Source organism: Phormidium tenue FACHB-1050 (genome assembly GCF_014696925.1).
Classification (GTDB): Bacteria; Cyanobacteriota; Cyanobacteriia; order Pseudanabaenales; family Pseudanabaenaceae; genus Pseudanabaena.
This window is the reverse complement of record NZ_JACJQY010000023.1, coordinates 52,926-79,112: the sequence shown is the minus strand read 5'-3', so window position 1 is coordinate 79,112 and position 26,187 is coordinate 52,926. Positions and strand designations below refer to the sequence as shown.

General features: G+C 40.7%; 26 protein-coding genes. 11 read left to right on the top strand and 15 right to left on the bottom strand.

What is annotated here, in order from left to right; translation table 11 throughout:
* Nucleotides 1-401 precede the first annotated feature (401 nt).
* The gene (ypfJ, locus tag H6G05_RS14745) at nt 402-1,298 is read left to right on the top strand and encodes a KPN_02809 family neutral zinc metallopeptidase (RefSeq protein WP_190578897.1); all 897 of its coding nucleotides are present in this window, start codon (nt 402-404) and stop codon (nt 1,296-1,298) included.
* A 105-nt stretch (nt 1,299-1,403) separates the two neighbouring features.
* On the opposite strand, the gene H6G05_RS14740 is transcribed toward ypfJ, so the two are convergent.
* On the bottom strand, nt 1,404-2,297 hold the full coding sequence (locus H6G05_RS14740) for a cation diffusion facilitator family transporter (protein ID WP_190578896.1): 894 nt from the start codon (nt 2,295-2,297) through the stop codon (nt 1,404-1,406).
* A gap of 88 nt (nt 2,298-2,385) precedes the next feature.
* On the opposite strand from H6G05_RS14740, the gene H6G05_RS14735 reads away from it, so the two are divergent.
* The 3 genes from H6G05_RS14735 to H6G05_RS14725 all read left to right on the top strand — a co-directional run bounded on the left by H6G05_RS14735 (nt 2,386) and on the right by H6G05_RS14725 (nt 6,034).
* Nucleotides 2,386-3,795 (top strand): efflux RND transporter periplasmic adaptor subunit, encoded by a 1,410-nt coding sequence (locus tag H6G05_RS14735; RefSeq protein WP_190578895.1) that lies wholly within the window; start codon nt 2,386-2,388, stop codon nt 3,793-3,795.
* A 6-nt stretch (nt 3,796-3,801) separates the two neighbouring features.
* Complete coding sequence (locus H6G05_RS14730) at nt 3,802-5,076, top strand: ABC transporter permease (RefSeq protein WP_190578894.1); 1,275 nt, start codon at nt 3,802-3,804, stop codon at nt 5,074-5,076.
* 271 nt (nt 5,077-5,347) lie between these two features.
* A complete protein-coding gene (locus H6G05_RS14725) occupies nt 5,348-6,034 on the top strand; it encodes an ABC transporter ATP-binding protein (RefSeq protein WP_190578893.1) in 687 nt (228 codons plus the stop codon).
* A 250-nt stretch (nt 6,035-6,284) separates the two neighbouring features.
* On the opposite strand, the gene H6G05_RS14720 is transcribed toward H6G05_RS14725, so the two are convergent.
* The 6 genes from H6G05_RS14720 to H6G05_RS14695 form a co-directional block, all read right to left on the bottom strand.
* Nucleotides 6,285-6,692, bottom strand: a complete 408-nt coding sequence (locus H6G05_RS14720) for a hypothetical protein (RefSeq protein WP_190578892.1) — start codon at nt 6,690-6,692, stop codon at nt 6,285-6,287.
* Between the two features lie 38 nt (nt 6,693-6,730).
* Nucleotides 6,731-7,441, bottom strand: a complete 711-nt coding sequence (locus H6G05_RS14715; protein ID WP_190578891.1) for a 3'-5' exonuclease — start codon at nt 7,439-7,441, stop codon at nt 6,731-6,733.
* Between the two features lie 26 nt (nt 7,442-7,467).
* On the bottom strand, nt 7,468-9,213 hold the full coding sequence (locus tag H6G05_RS14710; protein WP_190578890.1) for an RNA-directed DNA polymerase: 1,746 nt from the start codon (nt 9,211-9,213) through the stop codon (nt 7,468-7,470).
* Nucleotides 9,210-10,019, bottom strand: coding sequence for a hypothetical protein (locus H6G05_RS14705; protein ID WP_190578889.1), 810 nt, complete (start codon nt 10,017-10,019; stop codon nt 9,210-9,212). Before H6G05_RS14705 ends, H6G05_RS14710 begins: the two co-directional genes overlap by 4 nt.
* 335 nt (nt 10,020-10,354) lie before the next feature.
* The gene (locus tag H6G05_RS14700) at nt 10,355-10,777 is read right to left on the bottom strand and encodes a type II toxin-antitoxin system VapC family toxin (protein WP_190578888.1); all 423 of its coding nucleotides are present in this window, start codon (nt 10,775-10,777) and stop codon (nt 10,355-10,357) included.
* Nucleotides 10,777-10,995, bottom strand: coding sequence for a hypothetical protein (locus tag H6G05_RS14695; protein ID WP_190578887.1), 219 nt, complete (start codon nt 10,993-10,995; stop codon nt 10,777-10,779). The genes H6G05_RS14700 and H6G05_RS14695 overlap by 1 nt, the downstream gene beginning before the upstream one ends.
* A 559-nt stretch (nt 10,996-11,554) precedes the next feature.
* Between H6G05_RS14695 and H6G05_RS14690 the strand changes: the two genes are divergently transcribed.
* Entirely contained in the window at nt 11,555-13,030 is a 1,476-nt protein-coding gene (locus H6G05_RS14690) for an alpha-amylase (protein ID WP_190578886.1), read from the top strand.
* A 271-nt stretch (nt 13,031-13,301) separates the two neighbouring features.
* On the top strand, nt 13,302-13,736 hold the full coding sequence (locus H6G05_RS14685) for a BLUF domain-containing protein (protein WP_190578885.1): 435 nt from the start codon (nt 13,302-13,304) through the stop codon (nt 13,734-13,736).
* Nucleotides 13,737-13,846: 110 nt separating this feature from the next.
* Here the strand turns inward: H6G05_RS14685 and sixA are convergent, their stop codons facing one another.
* Genes sixA through purS form a run of 3 tightly spaced genes read right to left on the bottom strand, consistent with a single transcriptional unit; the run spans nt 13,847 to nt 15,304 of the window.
* The gene (gene sixA / locus H6G05_RS14680) at nt 13,847-14,353 is read right to left on the bottom strand and encodes a phosphohistidine phosphatase SixA (RefSeq protein WP_190578884.1); all 507 of its coding nucleotides are present in this window, start codon (nt 14,351-14,353) and stop codon (nt 13,847-13,849) included.
* Nucleotides 14,346-15,044 carry a phosphoribosylformylglycinamidine synthase subunit PurQ gene (gene purQ / locus H6G05_RS14675; protein WP_190578883.1) on the bottom strand — a complete coding sequence of 233 codons (699 nt, stop codon included), beginning with the start codon at nt 15,042-15,044 and terminating at the stop codon, nt 14,346-14,348. Before purQ ends, sixA begins: the two co-directional genes overlap by 8 nt.
* The gene (gene purS, locus H6G05_RS14670; protein WP_190578902.1) at nt 15,041-15,304 is read right to left on the bottom strand and encodes a phosphoribosylformylglycinamidine synthase subunit PurS; all 264 of its coding nucleotides are present in this window, start codon (nt 15,302-15,304) and stop codon (nt 15,041-15,043) included. The genes purQ and purS overlap by 4 nt, the downstream gene beginning before the upstream one ends.
* An 858-nt stretch (nt 15,305-16,162) precedes the next feature.
* Between purS and H6G05_RS14665 the strand changes: the two genes are divergently transcribed.
* Both H6G05_RS14665 and H6G05_RS14660 read left to right on the top strand, forming a co-directional pair.
* A complete protein-coding gene (locus H6G05_RS14665; RefSeq protein WP_190578882.1) occupies nt 16,163-19,033 on the top strand; it encodes an AAA family ATPase in 2,871 nt (956 codons plus the stop codon).
* A 2-nt stretch (nt 19,034-19,035) separates the two neighbouring features.
* Nucleotides 19,036-19,935 (top strand): HNH endonuclease family protein, encoded by a 900-nt coding sequence (locus H6G05_RS14660; RefSeq protein WP_190578881.1) that lies wholly within the window; start codon nt 19,036-19,038, stop codon nt 19,933-19,935.
* Between the two features lie 243 nt (nt 19,936-20,178).
* On the opposite strand, the gene H6G05_RS14655 is transcribed toward H6G05_RS14660, so the two are convergent.
* Together H6G05_RS14655 and H6G05_RS14650 are read right to left on the bottom strand one after the other, a co-directional pair.
* A complete protein-coding gene (locus tag H6G05_RS14655) occupies nt 20,179-21,135 on the bottom strand; it encodes an AEC family transporter (RefSeq protein WP_190578880.1) in 957 nt (318 codons plus the stop codon).
* On the bottom strand, nt 21,122-22,981 hold the full coding sequence (locus tag H6G05_RS14650) for an N-acetylmuramoyl-L-alanine amidase (RefSeq protein ID WP_190578879.1): 1,860 nt from the start codon (nt 22,979-22,981) through the stop codon (nt 21,122-21,124). Before H6G05_RS14650 ends, H6G05_RS14655 begins: the two co-directional genes overlap by 14 nt.
* A gap of 212 nt (nt 22,982-23,193) precedes the next feature.
* On the opposite strand from H6G05_RS14650, the gene H6G05_RS14645 reads away from it, so the two are divergent.
* From H6G05_RS14645 to H6G05_RS14635, 3 genes are all read left to right on the top strand, one after another.
* The gene (locus H6G05_RS14645) at nt 23,194-24,135 is read left to right on the top strand and encodes an NAD-dependent epimerase/dehydratase family protein (protein ID WP_190578878.1); all 942 of its coding nucleotides are present in this window, start codon (nt 23,194-23,196) and stop codon (nt 24,133-24,135) included.
* A 282-nt stretch (nt 24,136-24,417) separates the two neighbouring features.
* Nucleotides 24,418-24,639: an AbrB/MazE/SpoVT family DNA-binding domain-containing protein gene (locus tag H6G05_RS14640; protein WP_190578877.1), complete on the top strand. Its 222-nt coding sequence runs from the start codon at nt 24,418-24,420 to the stop codon at nt 24,637-24,639.
* The gene (locus H6G05_RS14635) at nt 24,636-25,052 is read left to right on the top strand and encodes a putative toxin-antitoxin system toxin component, PIN family (RefSeq protein ID WP_190578876.1); all 417 of its coding nucleotides are present in this window, start codon (nt 24,636-24,638) and stop codon (nt 25,050-25,052) included. The genes H6G05_RS14640 and H6G05_RS14635 overlap by 4 nt, the downstream gene beginning before the upstream one ends.
* A 91-nt stretch (nt 25,053-25,143) precedes the next feature.
* Here the strand turns inward: H6G05_RS14635 and H6G05_RS14630 are convergent, their stop codons facing one another.
* The 3 genes from H6G05_RS14630 to H6G05_RS14620 all read right to left on the bottom strand — a co-directional run bounded on the left by H6G05_RS14630 (nt 25,144) and on the right by H6G05_RS14620 (nt 26,132).
* Nucleotides 25,144-25,602, bottom strand: coding sequence for a DUF29 domain-containing protein (locus H6G05_RS14630; RefSeq protein WP_190578875.1), 459 nt, complete (start codon nt 25,600-25,602; stop codon nt 25,144-25,146).
* A gap of 30 nt (nt 25,603-25,632) precedes the next feature.
* Nucleotides 25,633-25,830: a DUF433 domain-containing protein gene (locus H6G05_RS14625; RefSeq protein ID WP_190578874.1), complete on the bottom strand. Its 198-nt coding sequence runs from the start codon at nt 25,828-25,830 to the stop codon at nt 25,633-25,635.
* A gap of 74 nt (nt 25,831-25,904) precedes the next feature.
* On the bottom strand, nt 25,905-26,132 hold the full coding sequence (locus H6G05_RS14620) for a toxin-antitoxin system, antitoxin component, Xre family protein (protein WP_190578873.1): 228 nt from the start codon (nt 26,130-26,132) through the stop codon (nt 25,905-25,907).
* Nucleotides 26,133-26,187: the final 55 nt, after the last annotated feature.

Genomic DNA, 26,187 nt, shown 5'->3' with positions numbered 1-26,187 from the left:
GAAATAGGTTAATCTCTTTCATAGGGGTTTTATTTGTGATGTGGTTATCTTTTATAAAACCCCTTCCTGCCTACTTTTGCAACTTTTTGTCCTGTACTAAGAGCTAGGACATAAAACCTAAATAAATGAAGGCGGCGCGAAGCGCCGCCTTCATTTATTTAGGTTTTATGTCCTAAGCAGAGCTTATACCAATTCTAAAAATGGCTACGCCATTTTTAGAATTAAAAAATCTTACTGGGGTTGGTTTTTAATTTCCAGAAGTGTAATCACACTTCTGGAAATCGGTATTACATTGCTGTAGGTTTAAGGAAGTGCTGTATTTTAAAAAATTATTTGGTTTTAGTTAGGGCTAATAGCGCTATATTCACAACAATGAAATCACATAGAGCAGGATAGGGCATATGAAATGGGATGAAATGCGTGAAAGCGATAACGTAGAAGACCAGCGTGATGGCTCAGACGAGTCATCAGAACCATCGAACTTAAGCTCATCATCAGGAAGTATGTTGGGAGGTTTAGGTGCTGGTGGTATTGCGATCGCTGTGATCGTTGGACTAATTTTCAAAATTGATCCCACCCAGCTTTTGAATTTAGTTGGTGGCAATAATAAACCTACACCCGCACCACAGGCTTTAGTCAAAACACCAACCAAAGACCGAGACTCGGCTTTTGTCAAATCTGTTCTTGGTGATACCGAAGATACATGGGAGCGGATCTTTAAACAACAACTCAAAACTAACTACCAAGCTCCAAAACTAGTTCTTTTTGATGGTTCTGTTAATTCCGCCTGTGGATCAGCCAAAACTTCTGCTGGCCCATTTTATTGTCCTGCTGACAAAAAAGTTTATCTAGATATGGGTTTCTTTAAGTATCTAGAAGCTACGGCTGGCAATGATGCTGACTTTGCTAGAGCCTATGCGATCGCCCATGAAGTTGGACATCACATTCAAAATTTGCGCGGTACATCAGGTAAGGTAAGGCAGTTAAAATCTAGTTCCAGTAAGGCTAAAGCCAATGAACTATCAGTAAGAATAGAATTACAGGCTGACTGCCTTGCAGGAGTTTGGGGGCATTTTACGGCTCAACGGGGGCTAATCTCCGATCAGGACATCACCAAAGCTCTGAACACAGCGACGCAAATAGGCGACGACTATTTGCAAAAGCAGTCTAAGCGTGGACATGTAACACCCGAATCCTTTACCCACGGTACTTCTGAGCAAAGGGTAACTTGGTTTAAGCGTGGTTTAAGTACTGGCAATATCGATCAATGCGATACCTTTGCGACGAGTAAGCTATAACAAAGGAGAAGCTTCGCTTCTCCTTTGTTATGGAAAATAAAAGTGGCGGCGCGAAGCGCCGCCACTTTTATTTTGGGCTTTATGTCCTAAGCAAAACTTACATTGCTATAAATCCTGATCTGTCCATGATTTGGGATCTTCTAAGGGTTCCAAATGGGTGAATACGTTTACATGGGGTAAAGCTTTGCTAATAGCAGTTTCAACCTCTTCACATAGGTCATGCCCCTGCTGTATTGACCAATTACCTGACACCAGAATGTGAAAGGATACAAACTTTTTTGTACCTGCCATTCTGGTGCGGATAGCATGAAACTGGACTTGATGGCGATCGTAATGGGACAAAATTTCATCAATCATTTGTCTCTCTTCTAGAGGAATAGAGGCATCTAAAAGCGCTGAGCCACTTTCCTGTATCAGCTTTACGCCAGTCCAAACAATATTTGCCGCCACTAATAAAGCAATCAAGGGATCAAGAATTAACCAGCCTGTAACAGAAACTAACAATAATCCAAGGATTACGCCTACAGAAGTCCATACATCGGTTAACAAGTGGTGAGCATCAGCCCGTAAAGTAATTGAGCGTAGTCGCTTGCCTGCTTTGAGTAAGATCAGAGCCGTTATGCCATTGATGGCTGAAGCGACTACTGACAGGACTAAACCAAAACTAAGCTGTTCGAGAGGTTGAGGATTTAATAATCTGGGAATGGCGGCGATCGCAATACTTACAGCCGCAACCAAGATCAACGCGCCTTCAAATCCACTGGAGAAATATTCAGCTTTAGAATGTCCAAATGCATGTTCTTCATCTGGTGGCTTCGCTGCATAGGTTAACGCCCACACTGCTCCGATCGCGGCGACGAGATTAACGCCCGACTCAAGGGAATCCGATAAAAATCCCACGGAATTAGTCAACAGATAAGCGCCTAATTTTAGAGCGATCGTCAAGAGTGCCGCTCCGATTGAGAGAAACCCATAATAACGAGCAGATTTATTTTGCATATCGCCGTTTATTGAAAATCAGGTAAAGTCAAGTGAACGTTTAATCGAGTATAAGTGTCTAAAGCCATTAACCATTGACTTAACTCTTATGCAAACAGAGAAACAATTGAAACCGCAAGAAATGGATTTAGATCTAGATGAGCTAGAACAGCCAAAAAAAAAGTTCCTAGGTCGTTGGGGATGGCGGATAGCTATCATCTTGATCCTGATTGCGGTTGGCGGTGGTGGTTACTATGCCTATACCCAACTGACAGCACCTGCGAATAATCGGGAAACGCGCCGACGCGATCGCACGGTTGCCATTAAGCGAGAAACCTTACCAATTATCGTCACTGCTAACGGGACAATTCAGCCTGAAAAGTCGATTAACGTCAGTCCTAAAAGCTCAGGAAGACTCAAGAGTTTACTGGTCAAGGAAGGCGAAAATGTACGCACAGGACAAATACTTGCCTATATGGATGAGTCCAATACCTTAGGACAAATCACCCAAGCGGATGGAAATCTGGCGGCGGCGCAGGCAAGTCTCGATCTATTAAGAGCAGGAAACCGCGCTCAAGATATTGCCCAAGCTCAAGCAAATTTAACTAATGCCCAAGCGACCCTCGAACAATCGGAGATCGTCTATCGCCAAAATCAACAGCTTTATCGGGAAGGGGCGATCGCCTCACGAGATCTGGATGCTTCTAGAACGACGATGGAAGCTAATCGCGCTAGGGTAACACAGGCGCGCGAGGCATTATCTTTGCAGCAATCAGGTTCGCGTCCTGAAGAAATCGATCGCGCACAGGCGCAAGTTGTAGCCGCCGCAGGATCTTTACAAAGTGTGCAGTCTCAGTTAGAAGACACAATAATTCGCGCTCCCTTTGATGGAGTGGTAGTCCGCAAATACGCTGACCCTGGAGCTTTTGTAACGCCAACAACATCAGGAAGCGCGGTGAGTTCGGCAACAGCTTCTTCGATTCTTGCCCTTGCTAGTAACAATCAAGTTGTGGCGAATGTGGCTGAAGCCGACATTGCGCGGATTGCGATCGGTCAGCAGGTAACGCTGCAAGTTGATGCCTATCCAACCAAAAAGTTTCGGGGTCGGGTAGTGTCGATTTCCCCGCAGGCGATCGTTAACCAAAATGTCACCAGCTTTGAAGTGAAAGCCGAAATCACTTCTGAAGACAAGCAAATGTTGCGATCTGGGATGAATGCTAGTTTAGAATTCAAAGCTGGTGAATTGAAGAATGTGATCGTTGTCCCCACTGTGGCGATCGTTCGAGAAAAAGGGCTTACGGGCGTGTATGTCAAGACGGAGCAAAGCGATACGGCTGTATTTACGGCAATTGAAACTGGACTCACGATTGACGACAAAACCGAAGTTAAATCAGGATTAACAGGTAATGAGAGAATTTTTGTTTCTTTCCCTGAAGGTTCTGCGCGTCCACGAACTGAGCCTAGAGGTGTGCCTGGGCTATCTCCTTCACCTTCGTCACCTCAAAGAAGTCGGGGTTAAGCAAATATGCAAAAGTCAAAGCCATTAGCAAAACCACGCATTCAAGTTGCTAAGGTTCCCTTTGCCGAAATTCTGGCTATGGCAGCGGAGTCTCTCTGGAATAACCGATTGAGAACTGCCCTAACCATGTTGGGCGTGATCATTGGAATTGCGGCGGTAATTGCGATTACATCCATAGGTCAAGGTATTCAAAAGTCAACGGAAAATCAATTACAAGCCCTTGGCACAAATTCGATTAATGTCCTCACAGGTTCCGCACGGACAGGAGGCATTAGTCAAGGTGGTGGTACTGCTTCCACTTTGACGCTGGAAGATGCTCAGGCTGTGGCAAAAGCCCCTGCGGTGAAGCTGGTATCGGCATATTTACAGCGAACTCGACAGGTTTCCTATGGCAATAAAAACACCTCGACGACGGTGATCGGTACAGATGTCAACTATTCTCCGATTCGCAATACTTTTCCCACTGAAGGTAGATATTTTGATCAGGAAGATATTGATAATGCTCGCTCAGTGGTGGTGCTTGGCTCGAAGGTGAAATCGGATTTATTTGGTAATGCTAATGCCATTGGTGAGCGAATTCGGATTCAAGGTGAGCAGTATCAAGTAATTGGGGTAATGGAGTCGAAAGGGGCTTCAGGTGGCTTTGATCAGGACGATCGCGTATTGATTCCGCTTAAAAATATGTCCGCGCGACAGGTGGGTAACAATGCCTTGCAGGGTATCTCCGTGAGTGGATTTTGGGTGCAAGCCTTTGATGAATCAGAAATTGATGCTGCACAATTCCAGTTAACAAATCTTTTGCGCCTACGACACAAGATTTATCCACCTCAACCCGATGATTTTCGGATTGTTAACCAGACCGATATCGTCAGTGCTTTCACAAATATTGTGGGTTTGCTGACGCTTATGGTCGGCGCGATCGCCGCGATATCTCTGATCGTTGGCGGCATCGGTATTGCGAATATCATGCTAGTTTCGGTAGTGGAACGTACTCGCGAAATCGGTGTCAGGAAAGCATTAGGAGCAACGCGATCGGCAATTCTGAATCAGTTTCTCACTGAGGCAATTCTGGTGTCGGGACTGGGTGGTGTCGTGGGGATTGGGTTGGGAGTAGCGATCGCCTATACTTCGGCAACAATTTTCCAATTTCCCTTTCTGGTATCGATTTGGGCGGTTGTCGCAGGTTTTGGTTTATCGATGGTGGTGGGTTTAGTGGCGGGAGTAATTCCTGCAAGGAGTGCCGCTAAGTTAGATCCTATTCAAGCGCTTAGAAGTGATTAAGAAACCATTTAAGAATTGTCTAGATCCCCCCCAGCCCCCCTTAAAAAGCTACCGTGTACACACAAGTATCTCTGTCTACGTTTGAGGGTTTAGATCCCCCCCAGCCCCCCTTAAAAAGGGGGGAGAATTTTCTTCTTCCCCCTTTTTAAGGGGGATTGAGGGGGATCTCTTAGAACTTTTGACCGCAGAAAGTAATTCTTAAATGGTTTCTAAGATAAGAACCTCTTCGAGGTTCTTATCTTGGGTTTGAAAATGCAACTTAAGGAAATCTATGATTCGTCTAAATAATATTCGTAAAGCTTATCGCCTTGGTGAAGTTGATGTACCAATTCTCAAAGGGATTGATCTAAAGATTGAGTCGGGCGAATATGCGGCGATTATGGGCATGTCAGGTTCTGGCAAATCAACGCTGATGAATATCATCGGCTGCCTCGATCGCCCCACGTCAGGGAAGTACTATCTCGAAGATCGCGAATTAACGACCTATAACGATGATGAACTGGCTTTCATTCGCAATCGTCGGATTGGGTTTGTGTTTCAGCAGTTTAATTTGTTGTCACGCTCAACGGCGATCGAGAACGTAATGCTGCCAATGATTTATTCCAATATCCCCAAAGAAAAACGTCATCGCCTCGCCTCTGAAGCCCTAACAAAAGTCGGACTTAGCGATCGCATGTCCAATCGTCCTAATCAACTATCAGGTGGACAACAGCAACGGGTAGCGATCGCTCGTGCCTTAGCTAATCGTCCTGCGTTAATTCTGGCGGATGAACCGACGGGAGCGCTAGATTCGCAAACATCCCATGAGGTGATGGAACTATTAGGGGAGTTAAATTCACAGGGAATTACGATTGTGTTAGTTACCCATGAGCATGATGTTGCCGAGAGAACTCGGCGGATTATTCGGATTCAAGATGGTTTGATCGTTAAAACCGAACAGGTGGCAGCTCTCAAATGAACTTGAAAGGTCGCAGGTTTTGTCCACTTTGGTTAATCAGGGTGAGTATTTAGCTAGTTCTTTGGAGGAGTGGATTAGTATGGTCTGGTGCTTTTATCCTTTTTAGGGTATAAAACCAAGCTTATCCCTTGTAGGCTATAAAATCAATTATTTCAATCTGGTGGATGCCAACCAATCGTAAACCAACGCTTACGGTCAATTGATTCTATTTGCGATCGCAGATTTTGAGAAATATAGCCTGACACAAAATCTACCCTGCTAGTCTGGACACGTTATGTCCGCGCCATTTTAGGATTGCGGCAGATTGAGATTTGCGTAACATGAAGCGATCGCTATCTTTACGCAGGTTATCTAATTCCAGTCTTTCAGAATCAGTAAGTGCTGCATCTTGTTGTTTTGACAATAGGAATTCGTAGCGTTCCATTTCTAACTGTGTTTTTTGGCTACGAGCAATTTGCCATAGTGAATCGTCATCAAGTCGATCTAAGCTGGCAAGGTCGGTTTGAAATTCTTCGGGTACGTCTTTCCATGTTGGCGGACTGCCAATTTGTAAGGCTTGTAAAATTATGTCTTCTAGCGATCGCTGTGTTGCTCCAGCCGCGATCGCTAGGCGTTCATACAATGCTTCTGGTATTTGTAAAGTAACGGTTTCAGCCATATTTTTTGCTATAAGTATGAATGCTCCATTAGGACATCTCAAATTCTAATTTCATCAGATGTAAGAGACTCTGATGAAATTTTTACCGCTTTAAAAGGCAATAATTTAATATCTTCTTCTGGCATATATTTTGACCATGCTGATGGAATTACAGAGTTCCATCGAAATCCATATTGTCTACTCAATGTACCTGGTCTTTCTTCTAGACTTCTCACTAAAACTTTTGGGCGATTTGCTTTTGATAGCTGTTCTTCGAGATCTGGTACTAAGGATAGTAGTTTAGTTAAAACCTTACAATCATCTAGAGCGCGATGAGAATCAACTATTGGTATACCATGAGCAATAGCTAAACTATTTAAGCTTGTACTTTTACAGTATTGAGATTTAGGATAAATAATATCTTGAGTATCTATCCAGTTTTCCATTGGAAGATCAAGACCCACTACATTTTTGCAAAATGACTTGTCAAATTTGGCATTGTGAGCGCAGATGTAGGTCGCAGATAACGCCATTTGATTAATAGTTGTTAATCCCTGCTTATAGTTAAAGTTTAAATTAAGTACTTCAGGAGGTATCCCGTTAATGGGGTAAGCAGGATTATTAATTGATTGCTCATAGCAAATTAACGTACTAACCTGCATGAGTATGAAGCGATACTCTACAGACCATAATATCGCAGCTATTTCTAGTAAATGGTCATTTTTAGGGTTAAGCCCAGTGGTTTCAGTGTCAAGAATTAAAATGTTCATTAAATTTCTGTTTTCAAAATTAAAATCTAGAAATAGCTGGATGATTGCAATTGCTCTATTATGTCAAAACTGAGATGCTCATCTCTATCGAAAGCGCTGTCAAGAAAATATTTATGTCTTGACGTTTCCGTAATGCCTCGAAGACAGGCAATTTCTTTAATAAATAGATCACTGGATTTCATTAACGCTGCTGGATTTGTACCTAGTGCAAACTGATTCACAGGATCGTTAATTACGGGTTGATCATTTAAGTTTTTTGAAAACTTTACATTAATATCATTAAGCCTCAAAATTGCTAAGCCTTGAAGTTCAACTTCAGTAGAGGGGTAAAAAGAACAAGTAACTTCTCTAACTTGGGTACGAAGTATTTGAGCAGCTGCTTGCACAGCATTATTACCAAGCTTAATCAATGAAGAAACATCTTGAGAATAAATTGCATCCATAACTTTTGCGTGCAAGTACAACTCTGGATAATTAGAGAGAGCAGAGCTTACTGATACGAGGATATCTGGTGTTGCCAGATAGCTTAATCGCATTGCATAAAAGCGAAGTTGTGATATTAACTGTTTTCTGGCATAACATTCAATATTAGGATCTATGTTTAAAAGACGCTTTATTTCTTCATGATAAATTTTTCTAACTTTAATAGCATCATTTACTAATCTATTAACACTCAGTACACGTACTGAATTTATTAACCAAGAATATTTGGTTAGCAAGTCAGAAAAATTTTCAAGAAATGAAGATTCGGCTACTGCACTTGAGTAGTCAATCAATGGAATATTAATTCCTTTATCTAAAAAAGCTTGCTTGAGAAAAGATAATTCTGCTGGTTTGGTGGTTAAAAATCGCTTAATATTTATAACTAAATTAGTCCAAATTTTACCTTTTGAATTGTCTGTATTTTTAGCTGTTTCAAGCCATGAATTTGACTCAACTTCAAAGTCTTTAACTTCATCATGTAATGAGAATCCTATGTCATTCAATATTGAACTAAGAAGTTTTCTGCTATCTCTTATTTGATCAGGACTACCAACTAGCACAAAGTCATCAACATATCGCCAATATCTATTTTGCGTATACGCAGTCATTTGTTGATCAACTTTAGAAAGGATTAAGTTAGCAATTAAATGACTAAACATTGGTCCTGTTAGTATACCTAGCCCTTCATTGTGTTTTCTAGCTGTCTCAGCATATTGCGTTAATAATTTTTCTCCAAGTTCATTGGATTGATTGGAGATTTTGGATTTTTTGCAAGCTGATTTCCAAGCATCTAGAGCTAGTTCATACCTTATGCTAGGGTAGAACTTTTTTATATCCGTGTATAGGACTTTTGTGCCTGCACTGCCTAAACTATCGCAAATGCTTGCTATTGACTTATTACGCTGTTGGAATCCTGGAAAATAATTTTTAAATATTCCTTCCTTACTAGACTGGTCTGAAAATCGATAGCTATAAACACATTCCAGTGACTGAAATGATAACTCTTTTGAGCAGTCATCCAGTAATGCTGATTCAGCAAGAATTTCATTTGGTCCCGGTAAATAAATATTTCTATGACCAACTCCATTCTCATTCATTTCCTTGAAATGAGAAGAACGATAATAAATAGGCGAGTCCTGAGTCTTAACAAGATGCGTTGAGATATCTCTAGCCCACACATCATTCTTTGCACAATCGTTCTCTAAATAATAACGCAAACCAAGATAAGCCAATACGTCACGACGGCGATACTGGTTAATAGCTCTAACTGCTAGTAGTTCTGGTCTCATACTTTACTCCTTAAAGGAAGATCAAATCTAATTACAGCTAAATTAGTTCTAAATTCACCTTTACCAAGGGGATGACTAACTTTAACTGATGAGCATTCAATTTTTTGCTTCTTCCCAATAATTTTAGAAAATTGTTTTTCAAACCATTGAAGTAAGCGAGAGAAAAATCCACCTTCTTTTATCACATTATTTTTTTCTGGTTCTATCCAAAGAGCAATACTATTATTACCTCTGCTGTATCGAAACAGTTCATCAAACTGACCTTGAGCATCTTTCCATTTCTTTTCTCTCTCTAGAAAACCAGAAAAATTTGCAAGCATCAAAAGCTTTCCTGAACAGTTCTGACTTTTTAATGTCAGTTGCTGTATTAGGTCAGTATTTGAAAATTTATCACATACATCCCAGTCGATTATATCAAACTCGATTGTTATGGCTTGATCTTCCAAGTCATTTATTAGAGTACTGAGAGATTCCCTAGCATAAGTTTGGGCATATTCTGAAATTTCGCCACCAACAATTATTATGTGCAAGGGCATTCTGGGGATTTTGCCTAGCTTTCTCAATTCACAAAAGACTGAAAGAATACTTATTGATGCTGCTCCAGAACCACATGGTAAGTCCGCTAAAAATACTCTATTACCAGAAAATATACGAGCAAATGTGTCTGGAATTTGTTGCAGATCCTCTTTAGGATCTAGCATTGTTAGCATTACTCTTGCTGAAGAACCTGTAAACCGCCAAGCTAAATGATTATCTGTATCTTGTTTACTCATCCCACCTTCAAACCCTTCTGGAGCTTCTGTCATTGCTCTATCTCTCAAATGATACTTATCCAAAAGCATTTCCCAGCATGAAACTAGCTGTGGTGGTAATCGCAAAATGTCTTTACTCCATAAGGAACTAGGAATCATTTTTACAGGAATGAGACGAGGCATGAATGTTTAACTTCTCTGATATTTTGATAGAAAATACAAGTTTGATCACCGTTTGTGTAGTGTACCAGAATTTGTCATTTATGAATATTTTAGTTTGTTCTGGAATCGCCTATTTTTGCCTTCCAAACCTTTCAATATTTGAGGCGATTATTTTTTCTACAAGGCTCTGTTAGCGATCGCGCTTGATGATGACAAAAGGCGATCACCTAACTTGTCCAATCTTCCACTTGCAAATTAGCAATATTTTCAAAATCAGATAGATTGCGAGTTAACAGAGTTGCGCCTTTAGAAATAGCGATCGCCGCAATCTTTAGATCCATCGTTCCCAATCTCGGATATTCAGCGCGAAGTTGCTTAAAAACAGCTGCTGATTCACCATCAAATCCAATCACCTTAAGCTTTGAAAAAGTTGCAATATGTTTTTCTAGCTTACGATAGGCAATGATTTGTTCCTCCAAGTTACGCGCCTTAGCGATATATCCTAACCAACCACGAGTTTGCTCCTCGTAAGTAACCACCGTAACATTAATATCTTCAGGGGAAAGTATAGAAAGCCTACTTATAATCCTTTGAGCAATCTCCCCACCACGCTCAATAATACTCAGATGATCAGTGTCCAAAAGATACATTATTCGACCTCAGATGGCTCAAATAAATCTTTATAAGATTGACGATATTCTCTGCCGATCGCGATCGCTTCTTCAAAACTAGGATCATCAGCAAATACGCCCACAATATTCTCCCACCAAGGCTTAACAGTATTTGCACTATTCACCAAAGATAGCTTTAATTGGGTAACTTCAGCTTCAAGTTTTGATAGACGTTCTTCAACTTTAGATGGAGACATAATAAATTTTAGGACAGGAAATTTGCCATCAATTATAGCCTAACTCGATAATAGGGACGCGATCGCCTATCTCTACCTAACTCACCTTCTGACTTTTGAGGCGATTATTTTTATCTACAAGGCTCAGTTAGCGATCGCGCTTGATGATGACAAAAGGCGATTAGTATTGATTGATTTATGGAATGAAATGAATGGCTTGATGAATTACGAAATAAAATGTAACAAATAGTATTTAGCTAGAATATATAGCGATCTTATGCCTAGTTAAAACACAATCAGAGTAAGCGTAAAACGTTATTGCCACTATAAAAGAGTCGATTTGGGATAAAGAGTTTGATTGACTTTTTGATGTTTGATTTGTTTGAATACTTTTGAAGACAGATGATTAAAACCCCTTGTTTCTATAGGGTGAAATTTTAAATTGCTAAAATAGTCTAGATTTCCTTAATGCGTTATTTAGGCGTGTTCCCAAAGGCTTTATTGCCTAGAGGCTCTCGCAATAAAGCAAGAAATTCTTGCTTTTAGTTTGTTTTTTAACTTTGACACCGAGAATGTAACAATGCCTGACCAGAATGGTGTAATGATGCAGTACTTTCATTGGTACTTGCCAGATGATGGAAGCCTATGGAATCAAGTAGCTGAGAAAGCCGAGGAATTAGCAAAAATTGGCATTACTTCCCTTTGGCTGCCACCTGCTTATAAAGGCACAGGTGGGGGAATGGATGTGGGCTATGGCATTTATGACTTGTTTGACCTTGGGGAATTTGACCAAAAGGGTTCCATCAGAACCAAATACGGCACTAAAGACGAATATATTCGTGCCATTAAAGCCGCCCAGAAAGCAGGAATTCAAATCTATGCCGATGTAGTGTTTAACCACAAACTTGGAGCCGATCAGACAGAAGAAGTAGAAGCAACACCATTTAGCATGGAAAATCGCAATCAAGCGATCGGTGAATATCAAAAGATCAAGGCTTGGACTCACTTTACCTTTGAAGGTCGCAAAGGCAGATATTCCACAATGGAATGGCATTGGTGGCATTTTGATGCGATCGACTACAACGTTTACAACGAAGGTGAAGATGCTATCTATCTACTCAAGGGCAAATCCTTTGACCAAAATGTTGATCTTGAAAAAGGGAACTTTGATTACTTAATGGGCTGTGACCTCGACATGCAAAATTCCGAGGTGCAAGGAGAACTCAAATATTGGGGAGAGTGGATTTACGAAACCACCCATGTGGATGGCTTCCGATTTGATGCGGTCAAGCATGTTTCCGCAGAATTCTTTCAAGAATGGCTAGGGCATGTGCGCCATCATGCCAAACGGGATTTATTTGCTGTAGGAGAATATTGGTCTTACGAAGTAGAGGCTTTACATCATTTCATTGAGGTTACCGAAGGCACAGTTGATTTATTCGATGCACCCTTGCACCTAAATTTCCATCTCGCTAGTCAAGCTGGCAAAGATTATGATCTCAGCCAAATTTTTGAGAACACCTTGGTCAAAGAGCAACCAACCCTTGCCGTTACCTTGGTAGAAAACCATGACTCTCAACCATTGCAGTCATTAGAATCCATCGTTGAGTCTTGGTTTAAGCCCCTCGCCTATGCACTAATTTTGTTGCGCCGTGAAGGATATCCTTGTATTTTTTATGGTGATTACTACGGTGCACATTACAAAGATTTTGGGAAAGATGGCAATGAGTACGAAATTTGGATGGATAGCCACCAATGGTTACTGGATAAGTTCCTTTTAGTTCGGCAAACTTACTGCTATGGCGATCAGCTTAACTATTTTGATCATCCAAATACGATTGGTTGGACAAGATTGGGCGATGATGAGCATTCTGGTGGAATGGCGGTAGTGCTAAGTAATGGTGATGATGGACGAAAATGGATGAATATTGGACATCCAAATAGTACCTATATCGATATTACTGAGCATGACGATGAGACTGTAACCACCAATGATGAAGGTTGGGCTGAGTTTCGTAGCAATGGGGGTTCTGTATCTGTATGGATTAAGAAATAAGGAAAGCTGATTTAAAAACTTCTCTAGCTCAGTAGCTAAGAACCCAAAGAGCGTAACGCACGCAGAGCGTGCGTTACGCTCTTTGGGTTTTAAGGTTACCTTAGCTACTTATAAATCAGTATGTGCTGATTTTTGGTAATCTTATAGATAGGTAGCTAGGCATAATTAACATCCATAGCAAAAACCTGTGACGCACATTGAGTGCCACAGGTTTTTGGATTTTATATTTAATTGCACCCAGCTACTTATACATTATGACAAGTATCAACTTATGGCTCTCTATCGCTTAATCTATGTTAGTCAGGCTGTTGCAGGACTTGAATATCCCGACCTAGTGGAGATTTTGGAGAAGTCTGAGCGCAACAATAAAAAAGTTGGGATTACAGGAATGTTGAGTTTCGGTGATTCAATGTTTTTGCAGGTATTAGAGGGCAGTCGCCGCGTAATTAGCCAAACCTATAATCGCATTCTCCTAGATAAGCGCCATGTCAATGCTGAATTGATTGATTTCTCGGAAATTGAACATCGAGATTTCGCACTTTGGTCAATGAAAGTTGTCCAGCTAGGCACTCAAGCAGAAGTCCGCGATATTATCTTAAAATATTCAAGTACAGATACCTTTTCACCCATCTCGATGACTGGGAGACAGAGTCTTAACTTTTTACGGGAACTGACGGAAATCTACCAAAAAGGAATTGTTTCCTGAGCCTGAGCATATAGGTTCTCATTTTGCCTTAGGCAAAATGAGAACTCTTAAACTAACGTCTTTTCGATATAGCCATTTGCGGTGTGCTTCGCACGCCGCAAATGGTCATTTTAAATTAGCAACTTGGGAGGAATGGATAGAAATAGAACTCCATTACTAGACCAAGGCTGTGTTTCAGGTAGCACTAACCCAATAATCCCAGCTTTTTTTAAAACTAATGCACCCTTAGATTCTCCCCAGATCAACATTTCTGCCCAAGTAGTGAGATCAGGCTCATGCCCAATAATTCCCAATGAAGATCTGGCAGGTTGTGGATGTTGGGCGAGCCAAGCTGCTACCCGTTTAAGCCAATCCTCAAAACTTCCCTCAGGAGCAAGTTCCGATAATTGCTGTACAGGACATCCTTCAAAAACATTAGCGAAGATATCAGAGGTCTGTTGAGCGCGAACTAAAGGACTAGTTTGCAGCAGGTCAAAACGCAAACCTAAGTCATAGAGACGTTTGGCAACCTGCTTAGTTTTTTTGCGCCCCTCTTCAGTGAGAGGACGTTGCCGATCATCTTCGTAATTTCCGCGCTCTTCGGCAATGCCATGCCGAATTAGATACAGGCTAGGCATTGACTAATAAACTCTCAACTAATCCTTCAAATAGAGCCTTGCCATCAGTGCCGCCCAGAATGCTTTCGGCAGCACGTTCTGGATGGGGCATCATCCCAATTACATTACCTTGTTTGTTGCAAATCCCTGCAATATTGTCCAGTGAGCCATTGGGATTTGCATCGTTAGTAATATTGCCGATCGCATCACAGTAACGGAAAACAACCTGATTGTTATCTTCAAGCTCTTTGAGGATATCAGCATCCGCGAAATAACATCCTTCCCCATGAGCAATTGGTAAGGTAATAACTTGCTGTTTTTGATATTTCTTAGTGAAGGCTAAATCATTGCGCTCAACTCTTAGAGGGGCGCGATCGCAAATAAAATGCAAATCTCGATTGCGAACTAAAGCTCCTGGCAATAATCCAGATTCGGTTAAAATCTGAAACCCATTACAGATACCGAGTACATATTTGCCCTTTGCGGCATGTTCCTGTAGCGATCGCATCACGGGTGCAAATCTCGCGATCGCTCCACAGCGCAAATAATCACCATAGCTAAATCCGCCAGGGACAACGATTACATCGCAGTCACTAATGTCGGTATCTGTATGCCAAATTAGTCTTGTAGGCTGTTTCAAAATGCCACTGGTAACACTAGCAACATCGCGATCGCAGTTGGAACCAGGGAAGACAAGGATGCCAAATTTCATACTTTTGCTTCCTCAATGACAGTTAGCTCAAAGCGATAATTTTCAATTACTGGGTTTGCCAAAAGCTTATCGCAGGTTTCATTTAGCTGTTGAGATGCTTCGGCTTCATCTGCTGCATCTAGGGTGATTTCGACATATTTGCCAATGCGAACTGAGTCAACGTGGTAGTCCATTTGTTTGAGTGCAGACTGGACAGCAGTACCTGCGGGGTCGAGAACAGAGGGACGTAGGGTAACAAATATACGGGCTTGATACTTCATGCTTGCTGTGAAATGGTGAGATGCGATCGCCATATTTGCTATATGACTGACATCATCGATCATATAGCAAGATAAACCAGAAAAAGTTAAGTGCCTAGGCGCAAGATAACTTAAAAAGCACAGGTTAAGTCCCCGACTTTTTTGGTGAGTTTGCTAATTGTCTTTGCTTGCTTAGAATTAAGTTGGGGATCTGTGTCTTTACAGGTCTAGGTTATTAGGGGAAATGTCGGCGTTTTTATTTTAATGAGCATATTGCGTATGAGAGGACATTAGCTCTATCGAAATTTTGAATATTTTGTCTTCAATTTCTGGGGATGATGAGTAACTTGTCCTTTGTAAGTACTTAGAACATTTCCCCCTAGATCGTTAGCGATATCGCCATCTTCATTCCTTTGCAAGATATAGTTTTTACCTCTAAAAGTTTCTTTTCCTGTCTGACTGAGAAAATCATCGATAACGATACCCCCATCTAGAGACAGCAGGAGTCAGATCTCCTATCTTCGCAATCGCGTTGATAATCTTGTTTTGGATCAGCTTAGCCAGATCTATATTGGTGGTCTGAACAGCAGTCTGTGTAAAGTTGATTTGCTGTCGAGAGTGTTATTATAAATGCCGTCAAATCTTTTGGCTGTGTAATTGTTAGCCAAAAACTTTACAATAGGTTTAATCGCCAAAATTTAGATCTAAACAAGTAAAGCTATGTCATCTTCTCCATCACAACCTGCAACTGATTTGCGCGAAGCTTACCGTGTGTGTGAGCCAAAGCCTTTAAGCGGAGAAGATTTTGAAAAATATTATGAGCCTCTATTGGATGAAGATGATTTTGATGCAGTAAAAGCGATCGGGGCTTCTCTATTTGTGCAGGAATTGGGAGAACACAAGACTTTTTTTCTGGCGGGGCATCGTGGTTGTGGCAAGACTACGCAATTAAATTTGCTGATTAAAAATTGGTGTACTGACTATCATGTAATTTATATTGAATTTGACAATATATTAAATATTAACAATATTGATTATATTGATATTTATTTACTTGCCTTGTTTTATTTGAATGATCACTTGCACAAGCATGAAATCAATATTGATGAGAGTATTATTAAAGAATTTGAATCTACACTTGTCAAGATTGTTGATCTTACTGTAGAGCCATCGTTGAACAAATTAGCGACTGATGAAAAAATCTTATTGATAAAATCTATAGCACAAGATAGAAATCTCAAAGATATAAACTTATCAACAGATTTTTCATTGATTTTAATGGGGCTTTTACTTGAAATAAACAAGGTTGGAACTGTTGATAGATTTATACGTTCTTTTAGGAACGGTAAATATTACAATGATCCAACATGTAGAGGGTCATTTATCAATCATGAAAAAGAATTTAAGTGCTTGTTTGAATTATTTTTAAAAAACATAAATCAGTTAATTCAGGACTCACAAAACACTTGTAAAGGAATTCTTTTTATATTTGACAATCTGGATCGTTGCCATATAGAAGATAGTAAATTTCTCTTTAAGGATGAGGTGAGTAAGCTTTTTGAGCTTAATTGTAATGTAATCTATACTGCACCTATTTACTATCTAACTCATTTGCAAATGCTGAATAGAAATTATCAAAAATCTTTTCTTGTCCCACTATCAAATATTTATAAATTCAATGATTTACAAGTTGATCTAGAGATAAATGAATTGTCAATCAAAAAGTTTACTGATGTCTTAAGCCAACGAATTAATATTGATGCTTTGTTTGATTCACAGCAATTTATATATAATCTAATTCTATCTAGTGGAGGTAATTTAACTCATTTAATGATGTTGACACGTCAAGCTTGTCTATCTGCAATTGGAAGAAGTAGAAAAAAAATTAATGCGTTAGACGTTAGTTATGCAATCGAACAACTGCAAATTTATTTTGGAGTTGACAGTATATCGGAGAAATTTTGTCAAGACCTTGCTAAATCATTCTATAATAAATCTCTACCAGAAGGTAACAATGGATTTATAGCTTTAAAAATAGGTTTACTTTTACAATATCGTGATAACAAAAGAGATTGGTTCTTTCCGCATCCTATAATTACACGAATAGATAAATTTAAAAAAGCTATTCGTGAATTAGAAGATATTGTGTTGCCAACATCAAAAACTTTAGGAAATGATAAGCCAGAGTATTCTTGGAGAAACTTAGTTATTGCAGAAATTGAAATTGAAAACATTAGATGTTTTGAGGGTTTGAAAATAAGCTTTACTGAAGGTGATAAACTTTCCGATTGGTTTATGATTTTAGGTGAAAATGCCGCAGGCAAAACTACTTTGCTTAGAAGCATTGCCCTCGGACTATGCGATCAAAGTGATGCGGCTGCTTTAAAGTCATTTCTTTCTGGAGATTTGGTAAGAGATGGAGCAGATGAAGGCTATATCAAGATAGTGTTGTGTAACAAAGATGCATCACAAATACCACTTTTAAGATCGCAACAAATACACCGAGCATTACTAAGCGCCTTTCCAACTATCTCTAAACTTAAAGCTCTCAAAAATGCTTTACCAGAAGAATTAGGTCAACCCTCACCATATCCTAGTCTTTCTGAACAGATCGTTGAAATGATTGAGCGAGCAAATACTGAGGACAAGCTTGACGAGTTAATAGCGATCGCCCGTCAACAAAGTCCAGATAATCGATCCTTGCAAAATCTAGACTCAAATAACCAAACAAACACTTATACGATTACAACTACGATTACGAAGCAGTCAGAGAAAAGTGAAACTCTTACTCAAAAAATTGAGCCAGAAATTGATTTTCTGTGGTCAGATATTTTTGTATGTGGTTACGGAGCCAATCGTACTACCCAAACTTATACAAACCATGAAGGCTATAGCACTCTTGACGCTGTGCAATCCTTGTTTACCTCCCAAGTCTCTTTCCAAGATCCAGAAGTAGTTTTACGGCGACGCAGTGAAGAAGTTCGCAAGCAAATCGAGCAACAATTACTCAAAGTACTAATGCTTGATGACCATGCCGAATATCAGTTTCATTACAGCGATCGCGGTATCGAAGTCGATGGTCCTTGGGGTAGACAGCCCCTTGCCGCCCTCAGTGATGGCTATCGCAGCACTAGCCAATGGTTGCTAGATTTTATTGGCTGGGCAGTTCATGCCAATCGACTAACGGAAAACGGTAATATTGGCGGTATTCTACTCATTGATGAAATTGAACAGCATTTACATCCTCTCTGGCAGCGTTACTTTGTGCAACGTTTGCATGAAATGTTCCCTAATACTCAAATTATTGCCTCCACACATACACCATTAGCAGCTTCGGGAGTTGCTGATATTGATACTGGTCTTCTAGTAAAACTAGATCGTAGCCCTGAGAATGGAGTTCAAGCTAAGCTGATCGACAAAGAAGAACTATATGGCAAACGCGCTGATCAGGTACTGACTTCAGAGGCTTTTGGTTTATTTACCAGCCGCAATCAGGGTAGTTTGACTGATATTGATCGCTACTCTGAACTACTTGGTCATACTGATCTAACAGAAAAAGAAGACGACGAATTACAGGAATTACGAGAAAAGTTGCAAGAAAGCCTTCAAGATGGTGAAAATGCTACAGAAAGACTCGTCAGGAGAGAAGTGGAATCAGCTATTGAGAAAACAGCAAGCGATATTACTCCTGAATTGCTAGAGCTAGAGATCACCAAACACTTACAACAGCTTTCTAATCAGGGGGCTTAGAGGTGAGGAAGATATTCGTTCAAGAACCAGATAGTGACATCTGGAAAAAATGGATTCGTGACTGCCAAGAAGAAACCAAAAAGGCAATAGATTCAGTTGCCAGAGGTGAAAAACCAATAGTTAACGAGAATCTATACAAGAGGGATAGTATTAAAAAGAGCTATTTTGTTAGTAGAGACGCGCCATTTTATGGTCGCTGTGCCTATTGTGAAAGCCCGATTGCCGACACTCAATATATTCAAGTTGAGCACTTTCGTCCCAAAGCAGGAGTTAAAGATGAGAAGGGCAAAGTGATTAATTTCAAGGATGAGAATGGAATTGATACAGGAAACCCACATCTTGGCTATTACTGGTTAGCCTACGATTGGCGAAATCTCCTTCCTTCTTGTGCAATATGTAATCAGCCTAAAAGCACACTCTTCCCCGTTGTTGGACAACATGCTCAAGTTCCTAACGAAGAAGCCAACGAAAAACCCCTACTGATTAATCCAATCAGCGAATTAGAAGAGGATAATCCAGAGCACCATTTATCTGTTGATCCAAATACTGGGATTATGTATGCTGTGGATGAAAGTCTTCGGGGAAGGATGTGTATCAAGCTTTTTAAGCTTAATGAGCGAGATCAGTTAGTTGACGAACGAAAAAAGATACGCAGAATTACTAACACAATGATTACAGAACTCAATGAAGCAATGAAAAAAATTGCTGATCCAACCTACCCAGAAAGGCAGGCTTATCAAGAAATAATCAAATGCTCTGAAGAGTTGATTAGTGTCTTTAAAGGTAGTCAACCATATACTGCGGCTTATTTGAGCATATTGCGACAAAAAGGTTTCTCAATTGAGTGGCTTCAGAGAAGATGTGAGACATTTCAAGATCTTCTGTCTAAACTTGATGGCTAACAACGATATAAAGTGAAGAGATTTTTAACATCTCCAATCGCGACTTGTATAGTTTATTTTAAACCAGCCAATTTTCCATAAGCAAATTTGGCACGCGCGAAAACTCACACACATTTGCCGTAATAACAGTTGAATTCAAAGCTAAGCCATGCGCCGCAATCAGCAAATCATTGGCTCTAATTAGCATTCCCTCCCGTTCTTAATACCTATGTGTGATTGTGCTCTAGGTTGAGCAATTATTCTTTAGCCAAAAAATACGATCCAGATCGGCAGCATAAAAATTAGTCCGATAAAAGAGAAGGCGATCGTGCTAATTAGTAAATCGCGATCAAGGTTGTAAACTTCCGCAAGAATTAGCACCGACAAACCCGTGGGCGTACCCGACATCAAAGTAAGAATTAGTCGCGGATCATGGCGCAGCCCAAACATTGTCGCTCCCAACCCGATCGCTAAAGGCACAATTCCCACACGCAAAAAAGCAGCGATCGCCGCAGGTTTCAGGCTGTCCCACTTCTCGATTTTGCCTAATCGTAATCCCACTAGAGACAACGCAAAGGCGATCGTTACCCATACCCCTAAATCCAGACTCGACTCGATCGCATCAGGTAAACCGATCGGGCGCGTATACCAACCGATCGCAAAAGCCCATAGACTTGGCACAGTAACGACATCCAGCAATAACTTCCACCAAGGTGGCTTCACATCGCTCTTACCAAAGTAGCTGGCAATAAAAACTGCAATTCCATAGTTACCAGCGACATTACTGGCAATACTGTATAGTACTGCCCAATCTGCATAGATAGAACTAGCCAGAGAAGTTGTCAGCGTCAAGCCCACAAATCCTGTATTGCCCAGCATCGTCGCCAAAATAAAGCTACCCAAACTAGAGCGATCGCTATCTTCCTGTTTTGCAAACTGCCAACCGACTAAAGCCAATAGCCAACTGAGAATCAGCGTGGCGATCGCCACATAGGGAATGTAGGGAGTATCCGAAAATTGGGTATGTCTAGCAAGGACAAATAGTTGCAATGGCACTCCCACCCAATACAGAGTTATCCCCATAAATTTGGAGGTATTAATCGGTGCAAATCTAGATGCTAGCAAGCCAACACCTGTCCATACCATCAGTGGGATATAAGCATTGATCAGTTCGCCAAAATGGAAGATAGACCAAAATTGGTTGGGATCACTTAGCAGCATTCAGAATCCATTCGGTAACGCCATCGGCAAGGGTCTTAGCAAGTAGCTTTTGCTGTTGTGGATCGATTATCCATTCAAACTCGACAGGATTGATCATAAAACCTAATTCCAAAAGGACGGATGGAGCAACGGTGGGACGGACGAGAGCAAGATTGTTCCAGTAAACTCCATAATCAGCCCGATTCAGATTTTTAACGACATAGGTATTAATAAATTTGGCAAAATCTTGCGCTTGTGGATTGTACCAAAAGCTTGCCACCCCTGACGTATTAATTGCATCCCCATTATCAGGTAAAGCATTGTAATGAATACTAATCGCTAGAGTTGGTTCTTCTTGATTAATTTTATCGACCCTTGGTTCTAAAAGAACATCTGAATCATCAGTGCGGGTCATAATAACAATAGCACCACGATTTTGTAGCTCAGTTTGGAATAGTTTTGATGTGATCAGTGTGACATCTTTTTCGGGGTAGCCTGTGGGACCTCGCGCTCCTAAGTCTTCAGAGCTTCCATGTCCTGCGTCAACCAGAATCTTCACACCTTGAAGTGGTTGAGAATTGACTGATGTATTAGATGTAAGAATCGGTGGATGCTTTAGGGATAAAATCAGGTTTGTACCTTGGTAGCGAACTTTATATCCCCATTGCTGCTTGGGTTTAAGACTAATCGTATAGGTAACTTTATTGGGTTCAGTTTGTGCCCAGTCTAACTTATTAATAATCGATTCTGGATCGATCAAAATCGTATCAGTTTGAGCCGTCACATTATAGAGTGTCAGCGTCAATACGCGATCGCCTTGGTTAATGGCAATTGGGACTGGCACTTCTAGGGGAATTGTTACTTCTGTCCATGCATTATTAAGATTGTCTTTTTGATTAGCTTTATTGACAACTCGTTTAGTATTAATGCTTCTCACAATTGAAGGGGGCGGAGTCTCGGCTGGATGGAGCTTTGTCATACTCTTGCGTACCCAGCCACCATAGTCAAGCCTTAGCCAATCGCCTTGAAGCCCTGTGACTACAGCTTTGACTCCTTTAGGTAAAGGCGTAAGTCGTGAGAAATCAGTACTTGCACCAGTTCTAGCATCCGCCGCGATCGCGGTTACTTCGGCAACTTGAATATTTTGAGCAGAGAGAATCTCCACTTTACCTGTAGCTTTTTGCTTGACCACGCGATCGCCAGATTGATCCTTGATCCGCATTTCATACTCAGGTTGACCGAGTTTACTGGCAGTTTCAAAGGTAGTACAGCCGCGAAAATATCCTGAAGGCGATTCGCTAGTCGCTTCGTTATTGCCTGTTAATACTGAAGAATTCGGCGGTAATTGGATATTGCGGCGACGAGGTAATAAGGGAATTTCGCGATCGCCGATTCTGACTAGAGCCGTGGCGTTGGGTGTGGCGATCGCATCGAAGCAGATTCTTTCATTGGGTTGTCGCGCAATATCGACAGTGGGAAATAGAGATTCTTGGATAAAACCAATACCCTTAGGAGGTAAGGTGATACGGGACTCTCGTAAGACCTTGACATTGATCTGGCGTTCATTACGGCGATCGCCTGTTGCATCGACATACTTGATCTCAAACTTGTTTTCTCCAAAAGCAAGCGGCAAACTTGGGGCAAAATGTCCAGCATCACTACGTTCGATGGCATTGCCATTAATACTGACCTTGCCATCTTTGGGAGCCGTACCAATAAAAAATAGGCGATCGCTGGTGGTTTTATGTTGTAGAGGGGGATAGGTGAGATGTAGTTGTGTGGGGGGAACAAAGTTTTGAGCGCCTGTTGCAGTAGCAAGGAAAAAGCTCAACATCCCAATTACAAAAATTCCAATCAGTCGCCGCATAATTCCAATTACTTACTTAGATTAGCAATACAAACAGCACCATTTAATACTAGCGTCATCGCGGAATCTACAGCGCAAAACGATATATTCTGAGATTAAGTAGCTAGATATAGTTAAAAAACAAAACCAAAATCTGTACCGCCCGCGAAGCGGGCGGTACAGATTTTGGTTTTACCTAGCTACTTAGTAAATGCAATTAAAATTAGTTAAAAATGAAAATTTTAGTAATGGGCGGCACAAGATTTATTGGTGTGTCGTTAGTCAAATTATTGGTGTCTCAGGGACATGAAGTAACTCTATTTAATCGTGGTAAAAAGCCATCACCCGTTGCTGGACTGAGAACAATTATTGGCGATCGCACTGATTCACAGCAATTGCAAGACAAGCTTGGTGGTGAATCCTTCGATGCGATTTTTGATAACAATGGTCGGGAACTGAGTGACACCCAGCCCCTTGTCGAAATCTTTCGCGATCGCCTTCAGCACTTTGTGTACATGAGTTCCGCAGGTGTATATCTCGATAGCGATATTCTGCCCTATCACGAAGCCGATGCCACTGATCCGAAAAGCCGACATAAGGGCAAGTTGGATACTGAGGCATATTTGCAAAAGGTTCGTACTGAGTCGGGATTTCCCTATACTTCCATTCGTCCTACTTATATATATGGACCACAAAACTATAACGATGTAGAAGCTTGGTTTTTTGATCGAATTGTGCGCGATCGCCCGATTCCGATTCCAGGGAATGGCAAGTTTATTACTCAACTTGGTCATGTCGAAGATCTCGCTTCCGCGATGGCAGCAGTTTTGGGTAATCAAAAGGCAATCGGCGAAATATACAATATTTCCGATACCCGCTATGTGACTTTTATCGGACTTGCCAAACAATGCGCGATCGCCGCAGGTAAAGATCCGAGTCAACTCAACTTTGTTTATTACAATCCCAAAGATTTTGACTTTGGCAAAAAGAAAGCTTTCCCCTTCCGCTTGCAGCATTTCTTTGCGACCGTCACCAAAGCCCAGCAAGATCTAAACTGGAATCCTAAGTACGATCTCTTGTCTGGCTTGAAAACATCGTTTGAGTATGACTATATTCCTTCTAATCGTCAGCACGCCGATATTGATTTCTCCACGGATGAGCAAATCTTGAAATAGTCCTATGCATCACAAGAGATTTTTTGAAAGTGTTGCTTCGCAACACTTTCAAAAAATCTCTTGTTTGGGGTTGAGCTCAAAGCTCTGTAGGACTGATCCCAAAATACAAAACGACGTAGCCGTTTTGTATTTTGAAAACTCTTACTTTGACTTATTCAGGTAAAAAATAGGATTTAGAGTCTCTTTTGGGCTAAAAGATGCTTTACAGTCCAAGCACAAGTAAGATCATGCTAAAGTAATGAAATCTTACATTCTACCTTTTGCAAACATAGGTAATTTACTATGCTGGCTAAGTTAACCTCCAAAAATCAGCTTACTCTTCCTAAAAGTATTACTAAGGCAATTGGAAACTCAGAATACTTTGATGTGAAGGTGGAAGGTGGGCAAATTATTCTTACGCCTGTAAAGATTCAGCGTGCTGATGCAGTACGTTCTAAGCTTGCTGCTTTGGATTTAAGCGAACAGGATATTGCGGATGCTGTAGCTTGGGCGCGTAAGGGATGAGCGATCAGCTAAGAGTAGTAATTGATACTAATTTAGTATTATCAGCGTTGGTATTTGGTGGAAGTACAGCAAGATTACGTCTAGCATGGCAGAGCGATCGCCTTATTCCATTGGTTTCCAAAGCAACAATTACGGAACTAATCAGGGTGCTTTCTTATCCGAAGTTCAAATTGACAAAGGTAGAACAAGAGGATTTATTAGCGGATTATTTGCCGTTTTGCGACACGGTGTTGTTGCCAGAACAATTACCCACTATTCCTGAATGTCGCGATCCTTTTGATGAACCTTTTCTAGTTTTGGCAATGGTTGGGAATGCTGATTATCTAGTAACAGGCGATCGCGATTTGCTCTGTCTTGTTGATAGGTTTACCTGTCCAATAGTAACTGTTGAGCAGTTTTTCACAATCACTTAATTACAAAAACATTAAACTTGGATAATCGCAAAGCTATCCTGATCGCTAATCCGATAAAACAAAAAGCCTGAGCCAATGATGAGAGTTTAATTTATTCAGGTAAAAAATCGGGATTTAGAGTCTCTTCTTGGCTAAAAGGCGATCGCATTGGGAAAGTAGAGATATTTAATTCTGTTTCAATGGCGGCTTTTCTGCGACCTTCTTGATAACAGTCATCAAAGACTTGTTTTAGGTATGGTTTTAGGCTAGGGCTTACTTTTATGGCTTTGACAATGCGGCTACGATGTTCGTCAATGGTATATCGCCAACTTGAAGTGCGTTTATTGACTTGATATTGATATTTGAGTAAGTGCATCAATAAAATTTCTAAGTTACTTTCTAAAGCGACTTTTTCTTTTCGCGCCATTGCTTCAATTTCTTCTAAAAGGTTCTCAATGTCTAAGTTTTCTAGTTTCCCTGTGCGGAGTTGTTCGCTAGTCATTTCCAACCACATTAGGTAGTCTTGTTCGTAGACTGTCTTCAAAGAGGGTTTTGCATTTATGACTGTCATTGTATCTTCTCCTTTGGCAATATTTCTATTTTAAGCTTCATAGTGGAGTACTTGTCGAATGTCTTCAAGTTCTAGCTCAGGATAGGATTCTAAAATTTCTGGAACGGATAGGTTGCTGGCTAATAGTTTAAGGACAAAGGCTACGGTAATCCTCAGTCCTCTTATGGTAGGCTGTCCAAGACAGACATCTGATTTAATGATGATTCGATCTAATCCTATAGTTTTCATTGTTGTTTCTCAACGATTAGCTTGTGTTTGCTTGTTCGGTAAATGGAAATGGGAGTAAAAGCACATCACCAAAGCTATAGGTTGTCATAGGCGGCATCTTCGGGGTTGTCCCATACTTTGGCAAAACTAGCTTCTGAGAGTTTAGCGGATGTGGTTACTAGGGCTTGAGAAGGGTTTGGGCGTTGATAGAGAAGGTCGATAAAGTTTTCTAATTCAACAATTTTATCGAATGGAAGCTTGCGGATTTTTTCTAGTATTCTTTGTTCGGATTTCGCATCGGATTGAATTGTGTTTGCTTGCATAGTTATTTACCTATACTACGATGTCATTATATCGCATGGCTTTTATTTGAGTTTG